18 protein-coding genes and 1 riboswitch are annotated in these 18,423 nt (G+C 60.0%); of the genes, 10 read left to right on the top strand and 8 right to left on the bottom strand.

Translation table 11 applies throughout. From position 1 onward, the window contains the following. Positions 1-106: 106 nt before the first annotated feature. From AAAX35_RS03725 to AAAX35_RS03710, 4 genes are all read left to right on the top strand, one after another. The gene (locus tag AAAX35_RS03725; protein ID WP_117746754.1) at positions 107-844 is read left to right on the top strand and encodes a YggS family pyridoxal phosphate-dependent enzyme; all 738 of its coding nucleotides are present in this window, start codon (positions 107-109) and stop codon (positions 842-844) included. Between the two features lie 60 nt (positions 845-904). Next, the gene (locus AAAX35_RS03720) at positions 905-1,627 is read left to right on the top strand and encodes a cell division protein SepF (protein ID WP_006234245.1); all 723 of its coding nucleotides are present in this window, start codon (positions 905-907) and stop codon (positions 1,625-1,627) included. Between the two features lie 15 nt (positions 1,628-1,642). Beyond that, positions 1,643-1,930, top strand: a complete 288-nt coding sequence (locus tag AAAX35_RS03715) for a YggT family protein (protein WP_040358293.1) — start codon at positions 1,643-1,645, stop codon at positions 1,928-1,930. A 61-nt stretch (positions 1,931-1,991) separates the two neighbouring features. Further along, complete coding sequence (locus AAAX35_RS03710; protein WP_349116798.1) at positions 1,992-2,666, top strand: DivIVA domain-containing protein; 675 nt, start codon at positions 1,992-1,994, stop codon at positions 2,664-2,666. A 167-nt stretch (positions 2,667-2,833) separates the two neighbouring features. Here AAAX35_RS03710 and AAAX35_RS03705 read toward each other — a convergent pair whose 3' ends face one another. The 3 genes from AAAX35_RS03705 to AAAX35_RS03695 all read right to left on the bottom strand — a co-directional run bounded on the left by AAAX35_RS03705 (position 2,834) and on the right by AAAX35_RS03695 (position 5,385). Continuing rightward, positions 2,834-3,364, bottom strand: coding sequence for a nitroreductase family protein (locus AAAX35_RS03705; protein WP_349116797.1), 531 nt, complete (start codon positions 3,362-3,364; stop codon positions 2,834-2,836). A gap of 280 nt (positions 3,365-3,644) precedes the next feature. Then, positions 3,645-4,268: a DUF47 family protein gene (locus AAAX35_RS03700; protein WP_195520535.1), complete on the bottom strand. Its 624-nt coding sequence runs from the start codon at positions 4,266-4,268 to the stop codon at positions 3,645-3,647. Between the two features lie 67 nt (positions 4,269-4,335). Beyond that, on the bottom strand, positions 4,336-5,385 hold the full coding sequence (locus AAAX35_RS03695; RefSeq protein ID WP_349116796.1) for an inorganic phosphate transporter: 1,050 nt from the start codon (positions 5,383-5,385) through the stop codon (positions 4,336-4,338). Between the two features lie 249 nt (positions 5,386-5,634). Here AAAX35_RS03695 and AAAX35_RS03690 point away from each other — a divergent pair, with 249 nt between their 5' ends. From AAAX35_RS03690 to AAAX35_RS03675, 4 genes are all read left to right on the top strand, one after another. After that, positions 5,635-5,973 (top strand): hypothetical protein, encoded by a 339-nt coding sequence (locus AAAX35_RS03690; protein WP_117758724.1) that lies wholly within the window; start codon positions 5,635-5,637, stop codon positions 5,971-5,973. Between the two features lie 83 nt (positions 5,974-6,056). Then, positions 6,057-6,752: a Bax inhibitor-1 family protein gene (locus AAAX35_RS03685; RefSeq protein ID WP_117758723.1), complete on the top strand. Its 696-nt coding sequence runs from the start codon at positions 6,057-6,059 to the stop codon at positions 6,750-6,752. A gap of 137 nt (positions 6,753-6,889) precedes the next feature. Further along, entirely contained in the window at positions 6,890-8,041 is a 1,152-nt protein-coding gene (locus tag AAAX35_RS03680) for a TIGR02452 family protein (protein WP_349116795.1), read from the top strand. 79 nt (positions 8,042-8,120) lie between these two features. Further along, positions 8,121-8,780, top strand: coding sequence for an SGNH/GDSL hydrolase family protein (locus tag AAAX35_RS03675; RefSeq protein WP_349116794.1), 660 nt, complete (start codon positions 8,121-8,123; stop codon positions 8,778-8,780). A gap of 60 nt (positions 8,781-8,840) precedes the next feature. On the opposite strand, the gene thiD is transcribed toward AAAX35_RS03675, so the two are convergent. Both thiD and thiC read right to left on the bottom strand, forming a co-directional pair. After that, on the bottom strand, positions 8,841-9,671 hold the full coding sequence (gene thiD, locus AAAX35_RS03670; RefSeq protein WP_349116793.1) for a bifunctional hydroxymethylpyrimidine kinase/phosphomethylpyrimidine kinase: 831 nt from the start codon (positions 9,669-9,671) through the stop codon (positions 8,841-8,843). Between the two features lie 183 nt (positions 9,672-9,854). After that, positions 9,855-11,189 (bottom strand): phosphomethylpyrimidine synthase ThiC, encoded by a 1,335-nt coding sequence (gene thiC, locus AAAX35_RS03665; RefSeq protein WP_349116792.1) that lies wholly within the window; start codon positions 11,187-11,189, stop codon positions 9,855-9,857. Beyond that, positions 11,181-11,297, bottom strand: a riboswitch (TPP riboswitch). It overlaps the preceding gene by 9 nt. A 62-nt stretch (positions 11,298-11,359) precedes the next feature. On the opposite strand from thiC, the gene AAAX35_RS03660 reads away from it, so the two are divergent. After that, on the top strand, positions 11,360-11,881 hold the full coding sequence (locus AAAX35_RS03660; RefSeq protein ID WP_349116791.1) for a hypothetical protein: 522 nt from the start codon (positions 11,360-11,362) through the stop codon (positions 11,879-11,881). Positions 11,882-12,015: 134 nt separating this feature from the next. Here the strand turns inward: AAAX35_RS03660 and AAAX35_RS03655 are convergent, their stop codons facing one another. Together AAAX35_RS03655 and AAAX35_RS03650 are read right to left on the bottom strand one after the other, a co-directional pair. Continuing rightward, positions 12,016-12,825 (bottom strand): YaaA family protein, encoded by an 810-nt coding sequence (locus AAAX35_RS03655; RefSeq protein WP_225093442.1) that lies wholly within the window; start codon positions 12,823-12,825, stop codon positions 12,016-12,018. Positions 12,826-12,928: 103 nt separating this feature from the next. Further along, entirely contained in the window at positions 12,929-14,326 is a 1,398-nt protein-coding gene (locus AAAX35_RS03650) for an aminopeptidase (protein ID WP_349116790.1), read from the bottom strand. A 166-nt stretch (positions 14,327-14,492) separates the two neighbouring features. On the opposite strand from AAAX35_RS03650, the gene polA reads away from it, so the two are divergent. Then, positions 14,493-17,243, top strand: coding sequence for a DNA polymerase I (polA, locus tag AAAX35_RS03645; RefSeq protein ID WP_349116789.1), 2,751 nt, complete (start codon positions 14,493-14,495; stop codon positions 17,241-17,243). Positions 17,244-17,520: 277 nt separating this feature from the next. Here the strand turns inward: polA and AAAX35_RS03640 are convergent, their stop codons facing one another. Beyond that, positions 17,521-18,348: an HAD family hydrolase gene (locus AAAX35_RS03640; RefSeq protein WP_349116788.1), complete on the bottom strand. Its 828-nt coding sequence runs from the start codon at positions 18,346-18,348 to the stop codon at positions 17,521-17,523. Positions 18,349-18,423: the final 75 nt, after the last annotated feature.

The following is an 18,423-nucleotide window of genomic DNA, read 5'->3' as shown; positions in this document are numbered from 1 at the left end:
TCGAAAGATTGTAAATACCTAAGTGAGCGCGGCCTTGCACATGCGGGGCCGCGCTCTTGCGTTAGCATGGGACTACTTGTTTGGCTGTCAGCGGAGGCGATTGGCAATGGATAACTATTTGGACTTGATGCGCGCTCGCCGCGAGCAGATTCTGGAACGTTTTTATGCGGCGCTCGATCGCGCGGGCCGTCCCCACGACGCCGCGAGCCTCATTGCCGTGTCCAAGACCGTTGGTGTCGATGAGACCGTTGCCGCCATCCAGGCGGGGTATCGCCATTTTGCCGAGAACCGCCCGCAGGAGCTGGTTCGCAAGCTCACGGGTCTGGCGGAGCATCCGGAGCTGCCCGAGGTGCGCTTCGATATGATCGGCAACCTGCAGACCAATAAGATCAATGCGGTGCTGGGCTCAGCCGAGCTGATTCACTCGGTGGGTTCGCTGCATCTGGCGCAGGCGATCTCGAGCCGTGCTGTTCGCAAGATTGAGGCAGGCGAGCTCGTCGGCCCCCAGCGTGTGCTCATTGAGGTCAATGTGAGTGGTGAGGAGTCGAAGGGAGGCTTTTCACCCGATGAGATTCGCGCCGCCGCGGGTGAGCTTGCAGAACTTGAGGGAATTTGCGTACAGGGGCTTATGACTATGGCGCCCCGGGGGAATAAGGATGTGGCACGCCGCACCTTTGCGGGGCTTCGTGAGCTGAGGGATGAGCTGGAGGCGGCGCATCCCGATTTGAACCTGCCTGAGCTTTCCTGCGGTATGAGCGAGGACTTTGAGTCTGCCCTTGAGGAGGGCTCTACGCTCGTTCGCCTGGGCAGGGTAGTATTTAGCCCGGAGTTTGCAGTAAAATAAGGCTCTGAAGTGCGCACTGATTATCGGGGCGCCTGCACTAAACCGCGAGAGGACACAACCATGGGCTTCCTTGACGAGATTAAAAATAAGATGCACCTGGGCGGCCAGCAGGGTTACGACCAGGGTTATGGCCAGGACGACGACTACGGCTACGATGACGGCTACGACGATGGCTATCAGAACAACGGCTACAGTGGTGCTTCGGGCGAGGGCTTCTACACCCAAGACGAGCCGAGCAACGGCCTGCTTGGCCAGACGCGCCGCGGTGAAGCTGAGTCGGTTGCCGTGTATACGCGCTCCGGTCAGCTGGTCGGCGATGACTCCCGCCATGCCACGACGTATAACCCGCCTTCGCGCTCGCAGGACAGTGTTGCGAGCGGTTATCGTCCTGGTGCCTATGACACGCCGTCGAGCTACGCCGAGAATACCCGCGCCCGTGCCGCCGCTGCACCCGCGCCTGCACCGAGCGATGCCTCGGCCTATGCGAGCAATATCATCAACGCCACGCCGCAGCTGCCGGCCTATGTCCTGCGCCCCGAGAGCTATGACGACGTGGAGACCGTGGTGCGCCGCGTTCGCACCAAGCAGCCTGTCGCACTGATTTTTGTGGGCGTACGCACCGAAGTTGCCAAGCGCGTCTTGGACTTCTCTTACGGCTTTGCCTGCGGTCTGGGTGCCACGGTCAAGGAGGTGGGCGACCGCGTGTTCATGGTGCTGCCCGCCGGTTGCGAGGTCAAAGATTCCGATCTCAAGAAGCTTCGTGCCGACGGCTACCTTAAGTAAAGACAAGACGAGGAGATTCCCATCAACATCTACACTATCGTCCAGCTGGTCAACACGCTGTTCAACTTCTATTCCACGCTCATTGTCGTCTACTGCTTTATGACGTGGATTCCCATGAAGCAGGGTGGTTTGCTTCAGGATATTGCCGCGGTGCTTGATAGCGTGTGCGGTCCGTGGCTCAACCTGTTCCGTCGTTTCATCCCGCCGATGGGCGGTATCGATTTTTCGCCGGTCGTTGCGATTATTGCGTTGCAGTTGGTGCAGAGGCTGGTTCTGCAGCTTCTTATAGGTATACTCGTGTAGAACTGACTTAGTAACTTACGTCGGGCGTGTAGCGCCGAGGCGATGAAAAAGGAGACTTGTTATGGCTATTACCCCTGCAGACATCCAGGCTCAGACTTTCTCTGAGGCCAAGCGTGGCTACGATCCTGCTGAGGTCGACGTCTTCTTGGAGACGCTGTCCTCCGAGGTTGACGCTATGCTCGCTAAGATCGTCGACCTTAAGGGTCGTCTGACTGCTACCGAGCAGCAGCTTGCCGATGCGCAGGCTCGGCTTGCCCAAGCTCAGGATGCCACCGCCCAGGCCGTTCCTGCCGCCCCCGTGGCTGCTCCCGCCCCTGACTTCTCCGCTCAGGAGCGCCAGATTTCCGCTGCCCTGATCGCTGCCCAGCAGACCGCTGAGACCATCGTCAACGATGCCAACGAGAACGCTGAGCGTATCCGCAACGAGGCTGACGCCAAGGCCCGCGAGGTTATCCGCCAGGCTCTGACCGAGAAGCAGGCCGAGCTCGAGGAGATCGATCGTCTCAAGGCTTCCCGTGAGGAGTTCAAGGCAGAGTATCTCAAGCTCATCCAGCACTTCATGGACGATGCCCAGAATTCCTTCCCGGCCGATCTGATGGCCTCCACGCCGGTCGGTTCTGCCGCTTCTCCTGCAGTGACTGTTCCCGCCGAGCCGCTGCCCGTCGCTGACCCGGTTGTCCCCGTGGCCGATCCCTTCGCCCCGATCGACAACTTTGCTGCCGACGACCTGGACTAACATTCGGCCTACAATTTAGTGCCTAGAAAGGACCCGCAGCTTGCGGGTCCTTTTTTATGACTGTGCAGGGGCGCGCAACATAAAAAACCGAGCCCTGCACATTGTGGCGCAGAACTCGGCGAATGGGTGAGCGGTAAAAGGTAGGTTTTAGGGCATGTGCCAAAAAACTACTTGAGGAGGAAGTTGGGGAGGGGAATGGTACGGGCCTCGCGATGCTCGGGGTCGGCGATGTGGTCGGCAGGATAGCCACAGACAAGCATGTGATAGGGATAAACGCCCTTGGGCAGATTGAACTGCTCCTGTGCCACCTCTGGCTTAAAATGGCATACCCAGCACGTTCCCAGGCCCTGCTCGGTGGCCTCCATCATCATCTGATCGCAAACGATGGATGTATCGATTTCGCTGGAATTCATCTGATCATACGGGCGCACCCAAGCATCATCGGTAACGCTGCAAATAAGGAAGATAAGCGGAGCGCCAAAGATAGACCCATCACGAGCAAACCGAGGCTGACAAGCAGCAGCCTTCTCCAGAAGCTCAGGCGTATCCAACACCATCACACGGGTTGGATGGTTATTACAAGCAGAAGGAGCAATACGCCCAGCCTCAACAATGGCATCCACCACAGCTTGCTCAACAGAACGATCCTCAAACTCACGACAAGAATACCGACCCCGAGCCAGATCCAAATACCCCATAACCAAACCCTCCAAAGTCAGCGAATCAATCCAAAGTAAAACAAAGGGTACCCAAAGCACCACCCAGCCAAACGTTTAAGGCGGTCCCAAAGTTCCCAATCGGACTCAAAGGCCCTGCCAACAAAAGCCTCATCGCTTTCAAAGTATCAGCCAAAGTTCCCAATGGTGGTACGTAAGGCGAAGGGCCGGCCACGGTTTACTTTCGAACGACTCTGCAAAGCAGCCGGAGTGAGAAAGCAAACCGTGGCCGGCCCTTCGCCGCCGGGACACGTACCCCCAATTAACTGTTCTTCATGACAATCGAATCCACGACATCGGCCACATTCTCACAGCAGTCGGCGCAGTACTCCAGGAAGGCGTACACGTCACGCCAGGCGATGACCTCGAGCGGGTCCTTGCCGTTAACGTGCAGGTTGCGCATGGCGTTGATATAGAGCTCGTCGGCTTCGGACTCGATGGTGTTGATCTGGATGACGAGTTCGCGCAGGGTCTTGGACTTGCGGTAGTTGGGCAGCTCGACCATCAGGTCTTTCATGGCGCGGCAGGCGTCAGTCACCTTGTGAGCGATGACGATGGCGTCGGGATGGATGCTCTGGATGTTGGTGAAGTAGACGCGCTGCACGACGCCCTCGATACGGTCGAGCACGGTGTCGAGTGAGCAGCTCATCAGGTCCAGGTCCTCGCGCTCAAGCGGAGTGATAAAGGCCGTGAGCAGGGCGTCTTCAAGCTCATGGTGCTTCTTGTCGGCCGCATGCTCGATTGAGTGCATCTTGTCGAGCATATCGTGAATCTTCGCGGGATCGAAGTTCTCGAAAATCTTGGTGAGCAGCTCGGCAGCCTGAACGGCGAGGTCGGCGCAGGCAACGTAGTTGTCAAAATAGAACGAATCGGGTTTCTTTGCCATGAGTGGGTCCTTTCGAGGCGAAGACGGGTGTGCGAAGTATTACGGTCCGGATGGACGCTCGGTTTGACTAGATGAACATCATGAACAGCTTGGCCATGACAAAGCTGATGAGTCCGCAGGCGGGGAAGGTGAAGAACCAGGTGAACATCATGTCCTTGACCACGCCGAAGTTGATGGCCGAAAGGCGCTTGACGGCGCCGACGCCCATGATGGCGCAGGTCTTGATGTGGGTGGAGGACACCGGGATACCGGTAAGGGTGGCAAGCAGCAGATTCGCGGCGCCTGCGAGGTCGGCGGAGAAGCCCTGATACTTCTCAAGCTTGACCATGCTCTGGCCGACGGACTTGATGATGCGCTCGCCACCCACGCTGGTGCCGACGCCCATGGTGGCCGAGCACAGCAGCATAATCCAGATGGGGATGCCGGCATCGCCGACGCTCGTCTGACCGTTGGCGAAGGCCACGCCTAAAAAGAGCACGCCGATGAACTTCTGTCCATCCTGCGCGCCATGCATAAAGCTCATGGCCGCGGCACTCGCGATCTGAGCGTATTTAAAGAAGACATTGGCACGTCGCCTGTTGGCGGCGGCGAAAAGAATCGAGACGAGCTTGCACAGAACCCAGCCCATGACAAAGCCCAGGCCGATGGAGAGCGCCAGGCCGTAGATGACCTTCATCCACTCGTGGACGTTGACGCTGCTCGCGCCGCCGAGGGCGATAGCGGCACCGGTCAGGCCGGCGATAAGGCTGTGGCTTTGCGAGGTGGGGATGCCAAAACGCGACGCTGTGGCGCCGTAGACGACGATGGAGAACAGGGCCGCGCACAGGCAGGCGAGCGCCATGGTGCTGTTTCCGCCAAAGTCGACGATATGCGAGATGGTATTGGCGACGCTCGCATTAAAGTGCGTCATGATGAGCACACCGAGGAAGTTGAATGCGGCGCTCATGAGAATGGCGGCGCGGGCGGGCATGCAACGCGTAGTGACGCAGGTCGCGATGGCGTTGGGCGCGTCGGTCCATCCATTGACGAAGATGGCGCCGAGCGCGAGGATCACGGTGACGGCAAGGACTGGGTTCGACACAATTTGGCCGAGGAAAGTTGAGAACGTTACGTCCATATATGGGCTTTCTCGAAGTTTGCAGACACGTTACAAAAACATGATAAATCGTATCACCTCCTGCGGGTTTCTTTGCCGAGTTCTGATGGGAGAAGTAATTTTTTGGCACTAAAATTGAATATTAGCCCTGTTGACCGTGGGTGTTCTTTTTGCTATCACGCCATGCGGACACGCGCGTTCGCTCCGACATTCCAAAACCACAGTCTGTTCGCTTTACAATATGCAAACATGCGTTCGATAATGGGAAGTATGGAATATCGACAGACAGATGGCAAAACTCGGCGCGTGCACAAGCAGTATGTGGACGTCGTGGCTCGCATCCTCGCGGGCGGACAAGTCGTGCCGGTTACCGTCTGCTGGGTCGACGGTCGCTGCTTTACGATTGACGAGATCGTCTCGTCCACTGGTTTTGGCCTGACGGTCCACGGCGTTCGTACGGCAACCTATAAGGTGCGTTTTGGCGGGCACGCGACCGAGTTGTATCTGGAGGACCAGGCGTGCGGACGGCCGGACGGCTCGCAGGCCCACGTGATGCGTTGGTGGGTCTGGGCGTTTGATCGTACGCTTGAGGGCGAGCGCCGTAGGTAAGGACGCACGGCGTTCGGGTACAATGGCAGGAATCTTGTCATCTGCTGCGCCGTCTTTCACGGCGCTTTGTGAAAGGACGAAGTATGAACGATATCCAGGGCTATCAGAACGGCCCCATCGAGACCGGTGCAAGCCGTGCCAAGGAGATGTCGCCGCGCGCGTACAACCTTGTCATGTCTGCCCTGATTTTCTTGGGCTTTTGCGCCATGGGCGCCGGCGCCTACTTTACGAGCACCATGTCGTTTGCGCGCATGATGATGAGCGGCGCAGCCTTGCCGCTGGTCTTTGGCTCGTTTATTTTGACCATCGTCGGCATGGTCATGATGTCGGCCGCCGCCAGCAAGCAGTCCGTGGGCCTGTCCCTTGTGGGCTACGTAATCTTTGCGAGTACCTTTGGCCTGACCGCGTCGTTTGGCCTTGCCAACTACGACCTGCCCACCATCAACACCGCTTTTATCGCCACGGCCGCCATCACCTTTGTCTTTGGCGCGCTGGGCGTGACCTTCCCCAAGTTTTTCCAGCGCGTATATGGCATCGGTTTTGGCATTCTGCTCGCCACTGTTCTGGTTGAGATCGTGCTGATGTTCATGGGCGTCTCGCAGTCCATCACCGACCTGATCGTGATCGTGGTGTTCGCCGGCTTTATTGGCTACGACACCTATGTTGCCACGACGGTGCCGCCTACGCTGCCCAACGCCGTGCTCATGGCGTCCAATCTGTTCGTTGACATTATCAACGTGTTCCTGCGCATCCTGAACATCCTTGGCCGTCGCGACTAGTGGCGAATTGCGGCGGTGCTTGCCGTGCGGGCAAATCGATGCGAAAGGCGGTCCTTCGGGGCCGTCTTTTTTGTACGCGGCGGGGTATCATGGATGGGAAAAGCCGATAGCGGCAGCGACAGGAAAGGTGGCCACGTATGGCAGACGTCGACAACAGGAACCGTAACCGCAGGTCCAACCGAGCGGGTCAGCCCAATCCCAAGCGCGAGGCCCGTGCCAAGGCCGCCGAGCGTCACGTGTCAACTGTGTCCGAAGCGTGCGCCAAGGATATCGAGCGTTCGCTTGCCGGTGTTCGCGAGTTTGACGGTATGCCTGCCGGCTTTGTCGCGGCGATGAAGGCCAAGGTTCAGACTGCTGTGGCCGCTGAAGAACAGGTTGCCGAGGACGTCGAGGGCGCGGAGGCTGCCGAGACCGAGGCGGCACCCGAGAGCGAGGCAGCGCCCGAGACCGAGGCAGCTCCTGAGCCCGTCGAGGAGCCTGCCGAGGAAATCGCCGAAGCTGAGTCCGCGCCTGCTGAGGAGCCTGCTGCGTCCCTGCCTGAGGTCACCGTGCTCGATGCCTCCGCCACGCAGGCCATCTTGGACAACGGTCGTGGCTATGCGCAGTTCTGCGACATGGCCGTGCTCGCCTTTGCCTCGTTCACCAATCCGGGCGGTGGCTATATTCAGGGTTATCTGGGCCAGGAGGCCACGCTGTGCGCCGATTCGTATCTGTACAACGTTCTCGATAAGCAGCGCAAATGGTACGGCGAGAACCGTCGCCGCAACATCAACTGCGAGCTTTACCGAAACCGTGCGCTGGTGGTGCCTGCGGTGCGCTTCGACCGCAACCACGTGCATGCATACGCCGACGTGATCGTGGCCGCCGCGCCCAACGTTAAGCGCGCCCGCCAGGAGTATCGCGTGAGCGACGATGCTCTGCTGGATGCCCTGCGCGACCGCATTCGCTTTGTGCTTGCCATCTGCGACGAGCTAGGTCGCGAGAAGCTCGTGCTGGGCGCTTGGGGCTGCGACAACAACGGCTTTGACGCAGAGGCCGTGGCCGAGCTCTTACGCAAGGAGCTCGCGTCGGGCGACTTTAAGGTCAAGCAAGTCTTCTTTGCCGTGCCTTCTACGCGCTGGGATGAGGATTTTGCCAAGTTCGAGCACGTGCTGGCAAACTTCCCCGAGCGCAACGAGGAGTCCTATGCCCAGGTTGCCGCTCGCGCTGCGGCAGCTCGCGCCGCCGAGCAGACCCAGGCTGCTACCGAGGATGATGAGGACGAGGACGATTGGCGCAAGTACCTGTAATCGGTACGTGCTGACGGATATGTCGAGCCGGCGGGAGAGGCTGCTCCCGCCGGCTTTTTACTAAAAGGAGGGGCTTACGATGAAAAACGTTCTATGCTTTGGCGACAGCAACACCTATGGTTACGATCCGGCGGGCATGCGCGACGGCACCGCGGTGCGCTATGCGCAGGATGTGCGCTGGTGCGGCGTGGCCCAACGTGACTTAGGCGAGGGCTGGCATGTAATTGAAGAAGGCCTCAACGGCCGCACGACGGTACGCGACGACATGTGCCATCTGGACACCAATCTTAACGGCATCCGCGCACTTCCGATGCTGCTCGAGGCCCATAAGCCGCTGGACGCCATTGTGATCATGCTGGGCACCAACGACTGTAAGACGGTCTTTAACGTGACAGCTTCCGATATCGCCCGTGGCGCCATAGCGCTGATTCGCGCCGTCCGCGCGTTTCCGTGGACCGACGCTGCGCCTTGTCCGCGCATTCTGCTGATGGCGCCTATCAAGATTAAGCCGCAGATCGCCGACGTATATATGACCGATTTTGACGAGCATTCCGTAGAAGCCTCGGAACATTTTGGTGAGTACTACGCGCATGTGGCTGAGCAGTTTGGCTGCGACTTTTTGAATGCCGCCGACTTTGCCGAGCCGGGCGATATCGACTATCTGCATATGATGCCCGAAAGCCATGAGAGCCTGGGTCACGCCGTGGCAGCCAAGCTCCAAGAGATGCTCGGAGAGTAGCGCGACCCCAAACCACCGCAAAGGGGGCGGGCGCCTTTGCGGTGGCTTGGGCTGCGAATCTTAATACTGCCACATGTGGTTGACAGGGCCGGAGCCTTTGCCCATGTTCAGGCCGGCGGCTAGAGCGCCTGTCAGGTATGCCTTGCCGGCGTTGACGGCGTCGGCAAGATCCATGCCCTGGGCCAGCGCGCAGGCGATGGCGGACGAGAGCGTGCAGCCGGTGCCGTGCGTGTTGTCGGTCTCAATACGCTTGTGGCGGAACCACGTGGTGAGCGGATCGCCTAGGTGGTTGCCCTCATCATCGAGTGGTGCGGGTTCGGCCAGTACATCGTTGGCCTCGTTGACAAGATGCCCGCCCTTAACGAGGGATGCGCAACCAAAGCGGCGGGTAAGGAGCATGGCAGCATTTTGCTGCGTGCGCTCGGAATCGACCTCGTAATCGAGCAGCGCCATGGCCTCGGGAATATTGGGCGTGATAACCGTCGCTAGCGGGAACAGGCGGCGGGTGAGCGCCTCGGCGGCATCTTCGGCAATCAGCCGTGCGCCCGAGGTGGCTACCATGACGGGGTCGACGACCACGTTTGTTGCGTTCCAGGCGCTCAAGCGGTCGGCGATGACTTCGATAATCTCGACAGAAGAAACCATGCCGATCTTGACGGCGCTCGGGCGGATATCGTCAAAAACGGCGTCAATTTGCGCGGCTACGATATCTGGCGAGATATCCTGTACGGCGGTGACACCCAGAGTGTTTTGCGCTGTGATGGCGGTGATGGCCGTCTGGGCATACAGACGGTGCGCCGTGATGGTCTTGATGTCGGCCTGAATGCCGGCGCCGCCGCTGGAATCGGATCCCGCGATGGACAGGACGGCAGGTACCTTACTACGATCCATGTTCGCTCCCTTGTTCGGTCGGAATCAAATGGGTCTTTAAGCCAGCATTATAAAGATGCCCGGGCCGGCGATATGCCGAACCCGGGCGCGAGATGTAATTTTTACGCAAATGTAAGCAAATGTTCACACGTCAACAATTGGCGGGCGCCGACTCGATGATAAAAGGCGATTGCGGCGAAGAGACTAGTCCTCCATACCGAGGTCGATCGTCGTGCCCTCAAACACTTTGTTGACGGTGCGGACGGCGCACATCTTGCCACACATGGTGCAAGTACCCTCGGTGGCGGCGGGGGATTCCTCGTAGCGCTTCTTACCGGTGACCGGGTCGAGAGCGCACTTCCACATGGCGTCCCAGTCGAGCTTGCGGCGTGCCTGGCCCATCTTGTCGTCCATGTCGCGGGCGTGCGGCACCTTCTTGGCGATGTCGGCGGCGTGTGCGGCAATCTTGGTGGCCATGAGGCCGTCGAGCACATCCTGGGCGTTAGGCAGGCATAGGTGCTCGGCCGGCGTCACGTAGCACAGGAAGTCGGCGCCGGAGCTGGCGGAGATAGCGCCGCCGATGGCTGCGGTGATGTGGTCGTAGCCCACGCCGATATCGGTCACCAGCGGCCCGAGCACATAGAACGGGGCGTTGTGGCACAGGCGCTTCTGCAGTTTCATGTTGGCGGCGATCTCGTCGAGCGCCATGTGACCCGGGCCCTCGACCATGACCTGGACGCCGGCGGCCCAGGCGCGCTTGCACAACTTGCCGAGCTCAATCATCTCGGCGGTCTCGGTGGCGTCGTTGGAGTCGTAGAGGCAGCCCGGGCGGCAGGAGTCGCCGAGCGAAATCGTCACGTCGTACTCATGGCAGATTTCGAGCAGCTCGTCGTAGAACTCATAGAAGGGGTTCTCGTTGCCGGTGACCTCCATCCAGCCAAACAGCAGCGAGCCGCCGCGGCTCACGATGTTCATGAGACGGCCGGTCTCCTTAAAGGTCTTGGTGACCGACTTGTTAATGCCGCAGTGGATGGTCATAAAGTCCACGCCGTCCTCGGCGTGCGCGCGCACGACTTCGAACAGGTCGTCCTTGGTGAGCTTGACCAGCGGCTTTTCCATGTAGCCGATGGCGTCGTACATGGGGACGGTGCCTACCATGAGCGGCGTCTCGTCGATGAGCTGCTGGCGGAACTGGCGCGTCTTGCCCGAGTTGGAGAGGTCCATGATGGCGTCGGCGCCAAAGTCCTCAGCGATCTTGACCTTCTTCCATTCCTCGGCGGCATCGGCCTTGTCGCCCGAGATGCCCAGGTTGACGTTGACCTTGGTGGACAGGCCCTCGCCGACGCCAAAGGCGCGCATGCCCTTTTTGATGTGCACGATGTTGGCGGGAATGGCGATGCGGCCGTCTGCCACGCGCTCACGGATGTACTCGGGGTCGCGATGCTCGCGCTCGGCGACCTCCTTCATCTGCGGTGTGATCTGTCCGGCGCGGGCAAAGTCGATTTGCGTGACGAGCTTGGGCTCTGTCTGTGTGCTCATTGGCACGGCTCCCTTCGTTGGCATTACCCATATCAGGTTTGCGGGTCAGGGCGGGCGCGCCCAGTCTCAGCCTGCCGTCTTGTCCTGCAAGCTCCCCGTTATGTCATGGGCTCAAGTATAGCCTGAATGGGTACGATTGGCCTAACAAGCGTGCCCGTGGGGAGGCGTACATGGAAGACAAGCATCTATATCGAGAGACACAATGGGACGTATCGGCCGAGGAGGGCCGTGCACACCATGGGTTGGTCGCGATTGGCTTTGCGGTGCTTGCCGTGCTGGTGATTGCCTTTTGTATTTGGACGTTTGGCGGTCGCGGCGGCGCCGCCTGGGAGTTTGAGGCCGACGAGGGCCTGCCGATTATGACGGTGAGGAGTACTGGCGGTAATGCCAATACGCTCGCCGTTCCGGGCGATTATTGGTACCCGTGCGATGAGTTTGTGCAGTTGCAGCTGAGTGGTGGGTCTATTCCTGGTGAGGAAATCGAACGCGTGACGTATGATGCGACGTTCAAAACGTTGACGGTGAAGCTCAAAGATCAAGGGGATGTGCCCACGACGATGGATATCGCGCTGACGGAATGGCGCCTGGAGCCCCCGTCGGGTGTTGCGGTGTCCGAGGTCGAGCACGTCAAGATTGTCTATCAGGACGGTTCGACAAACGGGATTGCAAAGGCCGACGGTCTAGCTGAATAGGTGTCGAGCCTAGCAGCCAATTCATAAAAGTTGCGGTGGAATAGTTCCTGATTGTGCGAAAAAGGCTCAAATAGGAATTATTCCACCGCAAGTTATATAGAGAAGGCTGAGCGGGTCAGTGTTGGGTGCCGGCTCTAGAGCATCTGTTCGTTGATGAACACGAGGGTGCCTAGGTATGAGAGCTCGGGGACGTGGCGATAGCCGATGTTGAATGCGGTAAGTTCGCTTGCATCCTCGAGCTTGTTTTCTGCCATCCACCGCACCATGGAGCCGCGCGCCTTTTTGCTGGCGGTCGACCGTTGGATGGGCTTCCCGTTGCGGATACCCTCGCCAAAGAGGCACGTGACGGCTGTGGCGTCGCCCGCGAGGTGGGGCAGAACGGCTTTGGCATACTCTACGCTGGCGAGGTTGACGATCGTGGTGTTTGAACCTGCCGGGGCGATAACCCGCGCGAGCTTGTCGCTCCAAAACGCGTAGAGGTCTCGGGCATCGTCAACGGCGAGCTTCGCACCCATCTCCAGCCGATACGGTTCGACGGCATGAAAGGGGCGTACGCATCCGTAAAGGCCCGAGAGGATCCACAGATGGTCTTGCAGCCATGCGAGCTGCGCGGCATCCATCACCTCGGGTGCCATGCTCTGGTATTGAATGCCGTGATAGGACATGACGGCGGGGGAGGTATTGCGGGCGATATCGGGATTGTCGAGGTCGCCGTTTTCCAAGATGGGCTCGAACTCATGCAGGGTGTTGAGGCAAGGCCCCAGCAGTTTGTCACTCACGTTCCATAGCGCCTGCAGGCCGCCGCTGCCTTCATTTCGCTCAATATCTAGCAACGCGCGATGCAGTCGAGCCGTCTCGCGCGCAAAGGGCGGAATGCCCAGGACTTCAAAAGCATCTTGGGCCGAGCGCATCTGCTTGGCGGGCGAAATGATGACCTGCAGCATGGACTCTCCTCTGTCAAAAAGGAAGTTGCGGTGGAATACGGTCTGTTTTGGCCGTTTATAGGCCAGTTTAGTCCGTATTTCACCGCAAGTTATGAAGGGCTGGTTAGGCACGCTCGAGGAAGGCCTTGTAGCCGCGGTAGGCCTCGTAGATGTCGGCCTTGTTGGCGACCTCCCACAGGGCGTGCATGGACAGGACGGCAACACCGGAGTCGATGACATTCATGCCGTACTTGGCCATGATGTAGGCGATGGTGCCGCCGCCGCCTGCGTTGACGCGACCGAGCTCACAGGTCTGGAAGTCCACGCCGGCCTCGTCCATGATGTCGCGGACGAGGGCCACGTACTCGGCATCGGCGTCGTTGGAACCGCCCTTGCCGCGGCTGCCCGTGTACTTGTTAAAGCACAGGCCGCGACCCATAAAGGCCGCGTTCTTGGTCTCGAACTTGCCGGCATAGCCCGGGTCGAAGCCGGCGGACACGTCAGAGGAGAGCATACGGCTGCGGGCGAGCGCGCGGCGCAGGGCCAGCGGGCTATTCTCGCCGGCGAGCGTCATGATCTCGGCGACAGTGTTCTCGAAGAAGCGGCTCGTCATGCCGGTGGCGCCTACGGAGCCAATCTCCTCTTTGTCGACGATGAGCGTAATGCTCGTGCGCTCGACATTGGCCACATTGATCTGGGCGAGCATGGAGGGGTAAGCGCAGACGCGGTCGTCGTGGCCATAGCCCAAAATCATGGAGCGGTCGAGGCCCATGTCGCGGGCGGGGCCGGCGGGCACGACCTCGATCTCGGCGGAGAGGAAGTCCTCCTCCTCGACGTCGTACTGCTCCTTGAGGATGTCCAGGAACATCTGCTTGACGGGCTCCTTGGGGGCGTCCTTGTCGTCCTCATCGAACTTGACGGGACGGCCGCCCACGATTACGTCGAGGATCTCGGCGTCGACGGCGTCCTTGGCGGGCTTGGACATCTGCTCGCTCGAGAGGTGGATCAGCAGGTCGGAGATGGTAAAGACCGGATCGTCCGCCTTGTCGCCGATGTTGATGTCGACGGTGGTGCCGTCCTTTTTGCAGATGACGCCAACGAGTGCAAGCGGGGAGGCCACCCAGTGGTAGCTCTTGACGCCGCCGTAGTAGTGCGTGTCGAGGTAGGCCATGTCGCCGGCCTCGAAGGCGGGATTCTGCTTAAGGTCCAGGCGCGGCGAGTCCACGTGGGCGCCCAGGATGTTAAAGCCCTGCTCGAGCGGGGCGGTGCCCAGGTTGACGAGCATAAGGTCCTTGCCGTGGTTGGCGGCGTACACCTTGTCGCCTGCCTTGAGCTCGCGGCCCTCGGCGATCACGGTCTCCAAGTCGACGTATCCCGCCTCCTCGGCCATCTTGATGCCGGTCTTGACGCACAGGCGCTCGGTCTTGTTCTCGCTCAAAAACTGCTTATAGCCGCGGCAAAGCTCCTCGAGCTCCTCGACTTGCTGTGGCGTGTACTTTTTCCATGCGCAGGGACGCTCCATGACGCAGGCTCCTTTCGGATCGATCGTGCTGGTTGATGTACCGTGAGCCATCGTATCACGCGCGGGCTCGCGGTGGCGGGGGAGCTTGATGTGCGGTGGCCGCGGGGCGGGGAGCGTGTAAACTGGAGTAAGCAAACCGTGCCCAGCCCAAAGCGAGGTATTTAATATGTCTGACAAGCGCCGCACTTTTGCCGTTATCGACGGCAACTCGCTCATGCACCGCGCCTTCCACGCCGTGCCGCCGACCATGAACGCGCCGGACGGTCGCCCCACCAACGCGATCTTTGGCTTTCTGAACATGTTTCTTAAGATGATCGATGCCTTTAACCCCGACGGTGTGGTCGTGGCGTTTGACAAGGGCAAACCGCGCGTGCGCATGGAGATGCTGCCGCAGTATAAGGCGCAACGCCCGCCCATGGACCCCGATCTGCATGCGCAGTTCCCTATGATTAAGGAGCTGCTCACCGCGCTCAACGTGCCGATTCTGCAGTCTGAGGGCTGGGAAGGCGACGATATCCTGGGAACCATGGCGCGCCTGGGTGAGGAGGCCGGCTGCGACATGCTACTGGTGACCGGCGACCGCGACATGTATCAACTCGTGACCGAGCACGTCAACGTGGTCTCGACCCGCAAGGGCCTGTCCGACGTGGCGATCATGACGCCCGAGAGCGTGGACGACCTGTATCACGGCATTACGCCGGCGCTCGTGCCCGATTTTTACGGTCTAAAGGGCGATACGTCGGACAACATTCCCGGCGTACCGGGCATCGGCCCCAAAAAGGCGAGCGCGCTCATCGCACAGTACGGCAGCTTGGACGAGGTCATCGCGCATGCCGACGAGGTCAAGGGCAAGATGGGCGAGAACCTGCGTGCGCACATCGACGATGCGCTGCTGAGCCGCAAGGTCGCAACCATTCGCACCGATGCGCCCGTCGAGCTCGACTTTGACGAAACGTCCTTCCCGGCGTTTTCTGCCGACGAAGTGTCCGCGGCGCTGGGCACACTTGGTATCACCGCCATGCAGAACCGTTTCTTGGCGCTGATCGGCGGCGAGGGCGGGGCTGCTGCTGCCTCCAGTGTGTTTGAGATACCTGCTATGGTTCGCGCAGTCGCCGGCGATGCCGACGCGCTTGGTGCCGTTGCGGCTGAGGTCTCCCGCGCGATTGATGCCGGCGAGTGGGTCGCCGCCGTGGTGGACGACGACAAGGAAGAGGGCGCGCTCTTTGGTCTGACGCGCACGCTGTGGTTGGCGACGTCCAAGGGCCTGTTCGCGCTCGAGGAGGGCGACAGCGCCTCCACTGCCGTAGTCGATGGCTTCAACTTCGCTCACGGTGTGATCGCCGGCGTGCTTGCGCGCCTGTTTATGGAGGGCCGCGTGGCGAGCCCGGATACGAAGGCGCTGCTGCACGAGCTTTCGCCCATCGATTCTTCTGAGCCCGAGCTCATGGATCCGCTGGCAGTCGATTCCACGTGCATCTTCGACACCGTGGTCGCCGCTTACCTGTTGGATTCCGACCGCTCCGAGTTTGACGAGGCATATCTGGCCGATACGTATCTGCAGATGGCGCTGCCTGCGGCGCGCGGCGCAGAGGGTGCTGGTGAGGACGCTCCGGCGCCTGCCGCCCGTACTGCGGCTCTGACGCTGGCGCTCGTGACACCGTTGCGCGAGTGCATGGCCCGTGAGAATGCCGCCAACGTGTTCGACGGCATCGAGATGCCGCTCGTGCCGGTGCTTGCCAAGATGGAGCGCGCGGGCATGCTCGTAGACCCCGACTGTCTGCACAGTCTGTCCGAGGGTCTGGCGACCCAGATTACCGAGGTCGAGCGAAGCATTCGCGATCTGGCGGGTGATGAGACCTTTAATATTGGCAGTCCCATGCAGTTGTCGCATGTGCTCTTTGATGTGATGGGGCTTCCGACCAAGGGCCTCAAGAAGACTAAGCGCGGATATTATTCGACCAACGCCAAGGTGCTGAGTGACCTTGCCCGCGACCACGAGATCGTGCGCCTGATTTTGGACTGGCGTGAGAAGTCCAAGATCAAGTCCACCTATCTGGACACGCTGGGCCCGCTACGCCGTGGTGACGGTCGCGTGCACACTACGTACAACCAGACCATCACGGCAACGGGGCGTCTGTCCTCGAGCGACCCGAACCTGCAAAACATCCCGACGCGCTCGGAGCTGGGTCGTACCGTCAAGACGGCGTTTTCGGCAGGCGAGGGAAGCGTCTTTTTGGCGGTGGACTACTCGCAGATCGAGCTGCGTCTGCTGGCGCATCTCTCGGGTGACGAGCATCTGGTGCGCGCCTTCAACGAAGGCGAGGACTTCCATGCCGAGACGGCCGCGCGCGTATTTGGCGTGCCAGTGTCCGAGGTGACACCCGACCTGCGCAGTCGCGCCAAGGCCGTGAACTTTGGCATCGTGTACGGCCAGCAGGCCTACGGTCTGTCGCAGTCGCTGCATATCTCGATGGCCGAGGCGCGCGATATGATCGATCGCTACTACGAGGCCTACCCGGGCGTGCGCACGTTCCTCGACAACGTGGTGGCGCGCGCCAAGCAGACGGGCTACGCCGAGACCATGTACGGCCGCCGTCGTCATATTCCGGAGCTCAAGGCCAAAAACCCGCAACTCCGCGGCTTTGGCGAGCGCACGGCCATGAACCATCCCATGCAGGGAACCGCCGCTGACATCATCAAGATCGCCATGGCCCGCGTAAGCCGTCGCCTGGAAGAAGAAGGCTTTGCCGCCCACATGATCCTGCAAGTGCACGACGAACTGGACTTTGAGTGCCCCATCGACGAAGTCGAGCGCCTAACCACCATGGTCCGCGACGTCATGGAACACGTCGTAGACCTCCGCGTCCCCCTAATCGCCGAAGCCAGCACCGGCATAACCTGGGCCGACGCTAAATAGGGAAGCAACCACAGTTCCAAAGTAACCAAAAACAGAAGGACGCCCCTTATCAACAAGGAGCGTCCTTCGTTCAATTAAATTCAGTCAAAGTACCTAGGCGTCAAGACGTCACCCAGACGGCGAGCAAGTCACCCAAGGACCTGGCCGGGCGAGGCGGGTAAGTTTTTCGTAGATTCCGCACGAGCCGGAAAGCACTTAATGTGCTTTCCGAGCGAGCCCAGGACCTGACCGAGCGAAAAACTTACCCGCCTCGCCCGGCCAGGTCCGACGAGCCACGTTAACGAGCCGCCAAGATGGCGTCGATGAGCGTCAGTACGCCCCCGTCGTTGTTGCTCGGAATGCGCCACTTGGCGTGCACGTTCATGTGCTCTTCGGCATTGTCCACGATAAAGCTGTGACCGACGCGCTCCAGCATGGGGATGTCGTTGTACGTATCGCCCACGGCGGCAGCATCGGCAATATCGATGCCCAGGTGCTCGCACAGGTGCGCGACGCCGGCGCCCTTGTCGACGCCCAGGTTCATAAAGTCGATCCACTCGCGCCCGGCGTTGGTGACATAGAGTTTGTCCGAGAACTCGGGGCTATAGGTCTCGCGGAAAGCGGGCTCGGCGTCGTAGCCGGGGAAGAAGACCGAAATCTTGTTGGACTCGAAATCAATGCCCTCAAAGCTGTCGACGTAGTTGATTGTGTTGTAGTAGACGCTGATCTCGTCGTGGTATTGATGGTCGCGGGCAAGCACGTAGAACTCGTCGAAGCAGCAAAGGACGGGGACAGCGCGCGGATCCTCCGAGGCACGGCTCAAGACCTGCTGATACAGCTCCACGTCAATAGTGCTCTTATAGATATAGCTGCCGCGATAGATCACGCACGCTCCGTTGTCGGGACAAAAGGCGAGGCGGTTCTTGACGCCCTCGAACATCTCCTCGAGCTTGGGGGCGGGACGTCCGCTGGCGGGGCAGAATACGATGTCGGCGTCGGCGAGCTTGTCCAGGCGCTCATCAAGACCCTGGGGCAGCACGCGCTCGTCGGTCAGCAGCGTCTTGTCCATGTCGACGGCGAGAATCTTAATGTTTCCGATATTGGCGTCCGATTCGTAAGTTTGCATAAAAGCGAGCCTTTCGTTTCGAGATTGTTTCAGACGTTATAACCATCAATTCGTAGTCGGGCGTATTTTCGCAGG

The organism is Collinsella sp. CLA-ER-H11, from assembly GCF_040092445.1.
Classification (GTDB): domain Bacteria; phylum Actinomycetota; class Coriobacteriia; order Coriobacteriales; family Coriobacteriaceae; genus Collinsella.
Note: the sequence above shows the minus strand (reverse complement) of the source record. Positions and strands in the feature narration are given on the sequence as shown.

Coding starts and splice junctions, on each gene's coding strand:
- AAAX35_RS03725 (WP_117746754.1), top strand. CDS start 107: ATGGATAACTATTTGGACTTGATGCGCGCTCGCCGCGAGCAGATTCTG.
- AAAX35_RS03720 (WP_006234245.1), top strand. CDS start 905: ATGGGCTTCCTTGACGAGATTAAAAATAAGATGCACCTGGGCGGCCAG.
- AAAX35_RS03710 (WP_349116798.1), top strand. CDS start 1,992: ATGGCTATTACCCCTGCAGACATCCAGGCTCAGACTTTCTCTGAGGCC.
- AAAX35_RS03705 (WP_349116797.1), bottom strand. CDS start 3,364: ATGGGGTATTTGGATCTGGCTCGGGGTCGGTATTCTTGTCGTGAGTTT.
- AAAX35_RS03700 (WP_195520535.1), bottom strand. CDS start 4,268: ATGGCAAAGAAACCCGATTCGTTCTATTTTGACAACTACGTTGCCTGC.
- AAAX35_RS03695 (WP_349116796.1), bottom strand. CDS start 5,385: ATGGACGTAACGTTCTCAACTTTCCTCGGCCAAATTGTGTCGAACCCA.
- AAAX35_RS03690 (WP_117758724.1), top strand. CDS start 5,635: ATGGAATATCGACAGACAGATGGCAAAACTCGGCGCGTGCACAAGCAG.
- AAAX35_RS03685 (WP_117758723.1), top strand. CDS start 6,057: ATGAACGATATCCAGGGCTATCAGAACGGCCCCATCGAGACCGGTGCA.
- AAAX35_RS03680 (WP_349116795.1), top strand. CDS start 6,890: ATGGCAGACGTCGACAACAGGAACCGTAACCGCAGGTCCAACCGAGCG.
- AAAX35_RS03675 (WP_349116794.1), top strand. CDS start 8,121: ATGAAAAACGTTCTATGCTTTGGCGACAGCAACACCTATGGTTACGAT.
- thiD (WP_349116793.1), bottom strand. CDS start 9,671: ATGGATCGTAGTAAGGTACCTGCCGTCCTGTCCATCGCGGGATCCGAT.
- thiC (WP_349116792.1), bottom strand. CDS start 11,189: ATGAGCACACAGACAGAGCCCAAGCTCGTCACGCAAATCGACTTTGCC.
- AAAX35_RS03660 (WP_349116791.1), top strand. CDS start 11,360: ATGGAAGACAAGCATCTATATCGAGAGACACAATGGGACGTATCGGCC.
- AAAX35_RS03655 (WP_225093442.1), bottom strand. CDS start 12,825: ATGCTGCAGGTCATCATTTCGCCCGCCAAGCAGATGCGCTCGGCCCAA.
- AAAX35_RS03650 (WP_349116790.1), bottom strand. CDS start 14,326: ATGGAGCGTCCCTGCGCATGGAAAAAGTACACGCCACAGCAAGTCGAG.
- polA (WP_349116789.1), top strand. CDS start 14,493: ATGTCTGACAAGCGCCGCACTTTTGCCGTTATCGACGGCAACTCGCTC.
- AAAX35_RS03640 (WP_349116788.1), bottom strand. CDS start 18,348: ATGCAAACTTACGAATCGGACGCCAATATCGGAAACATTAAGATTCTC.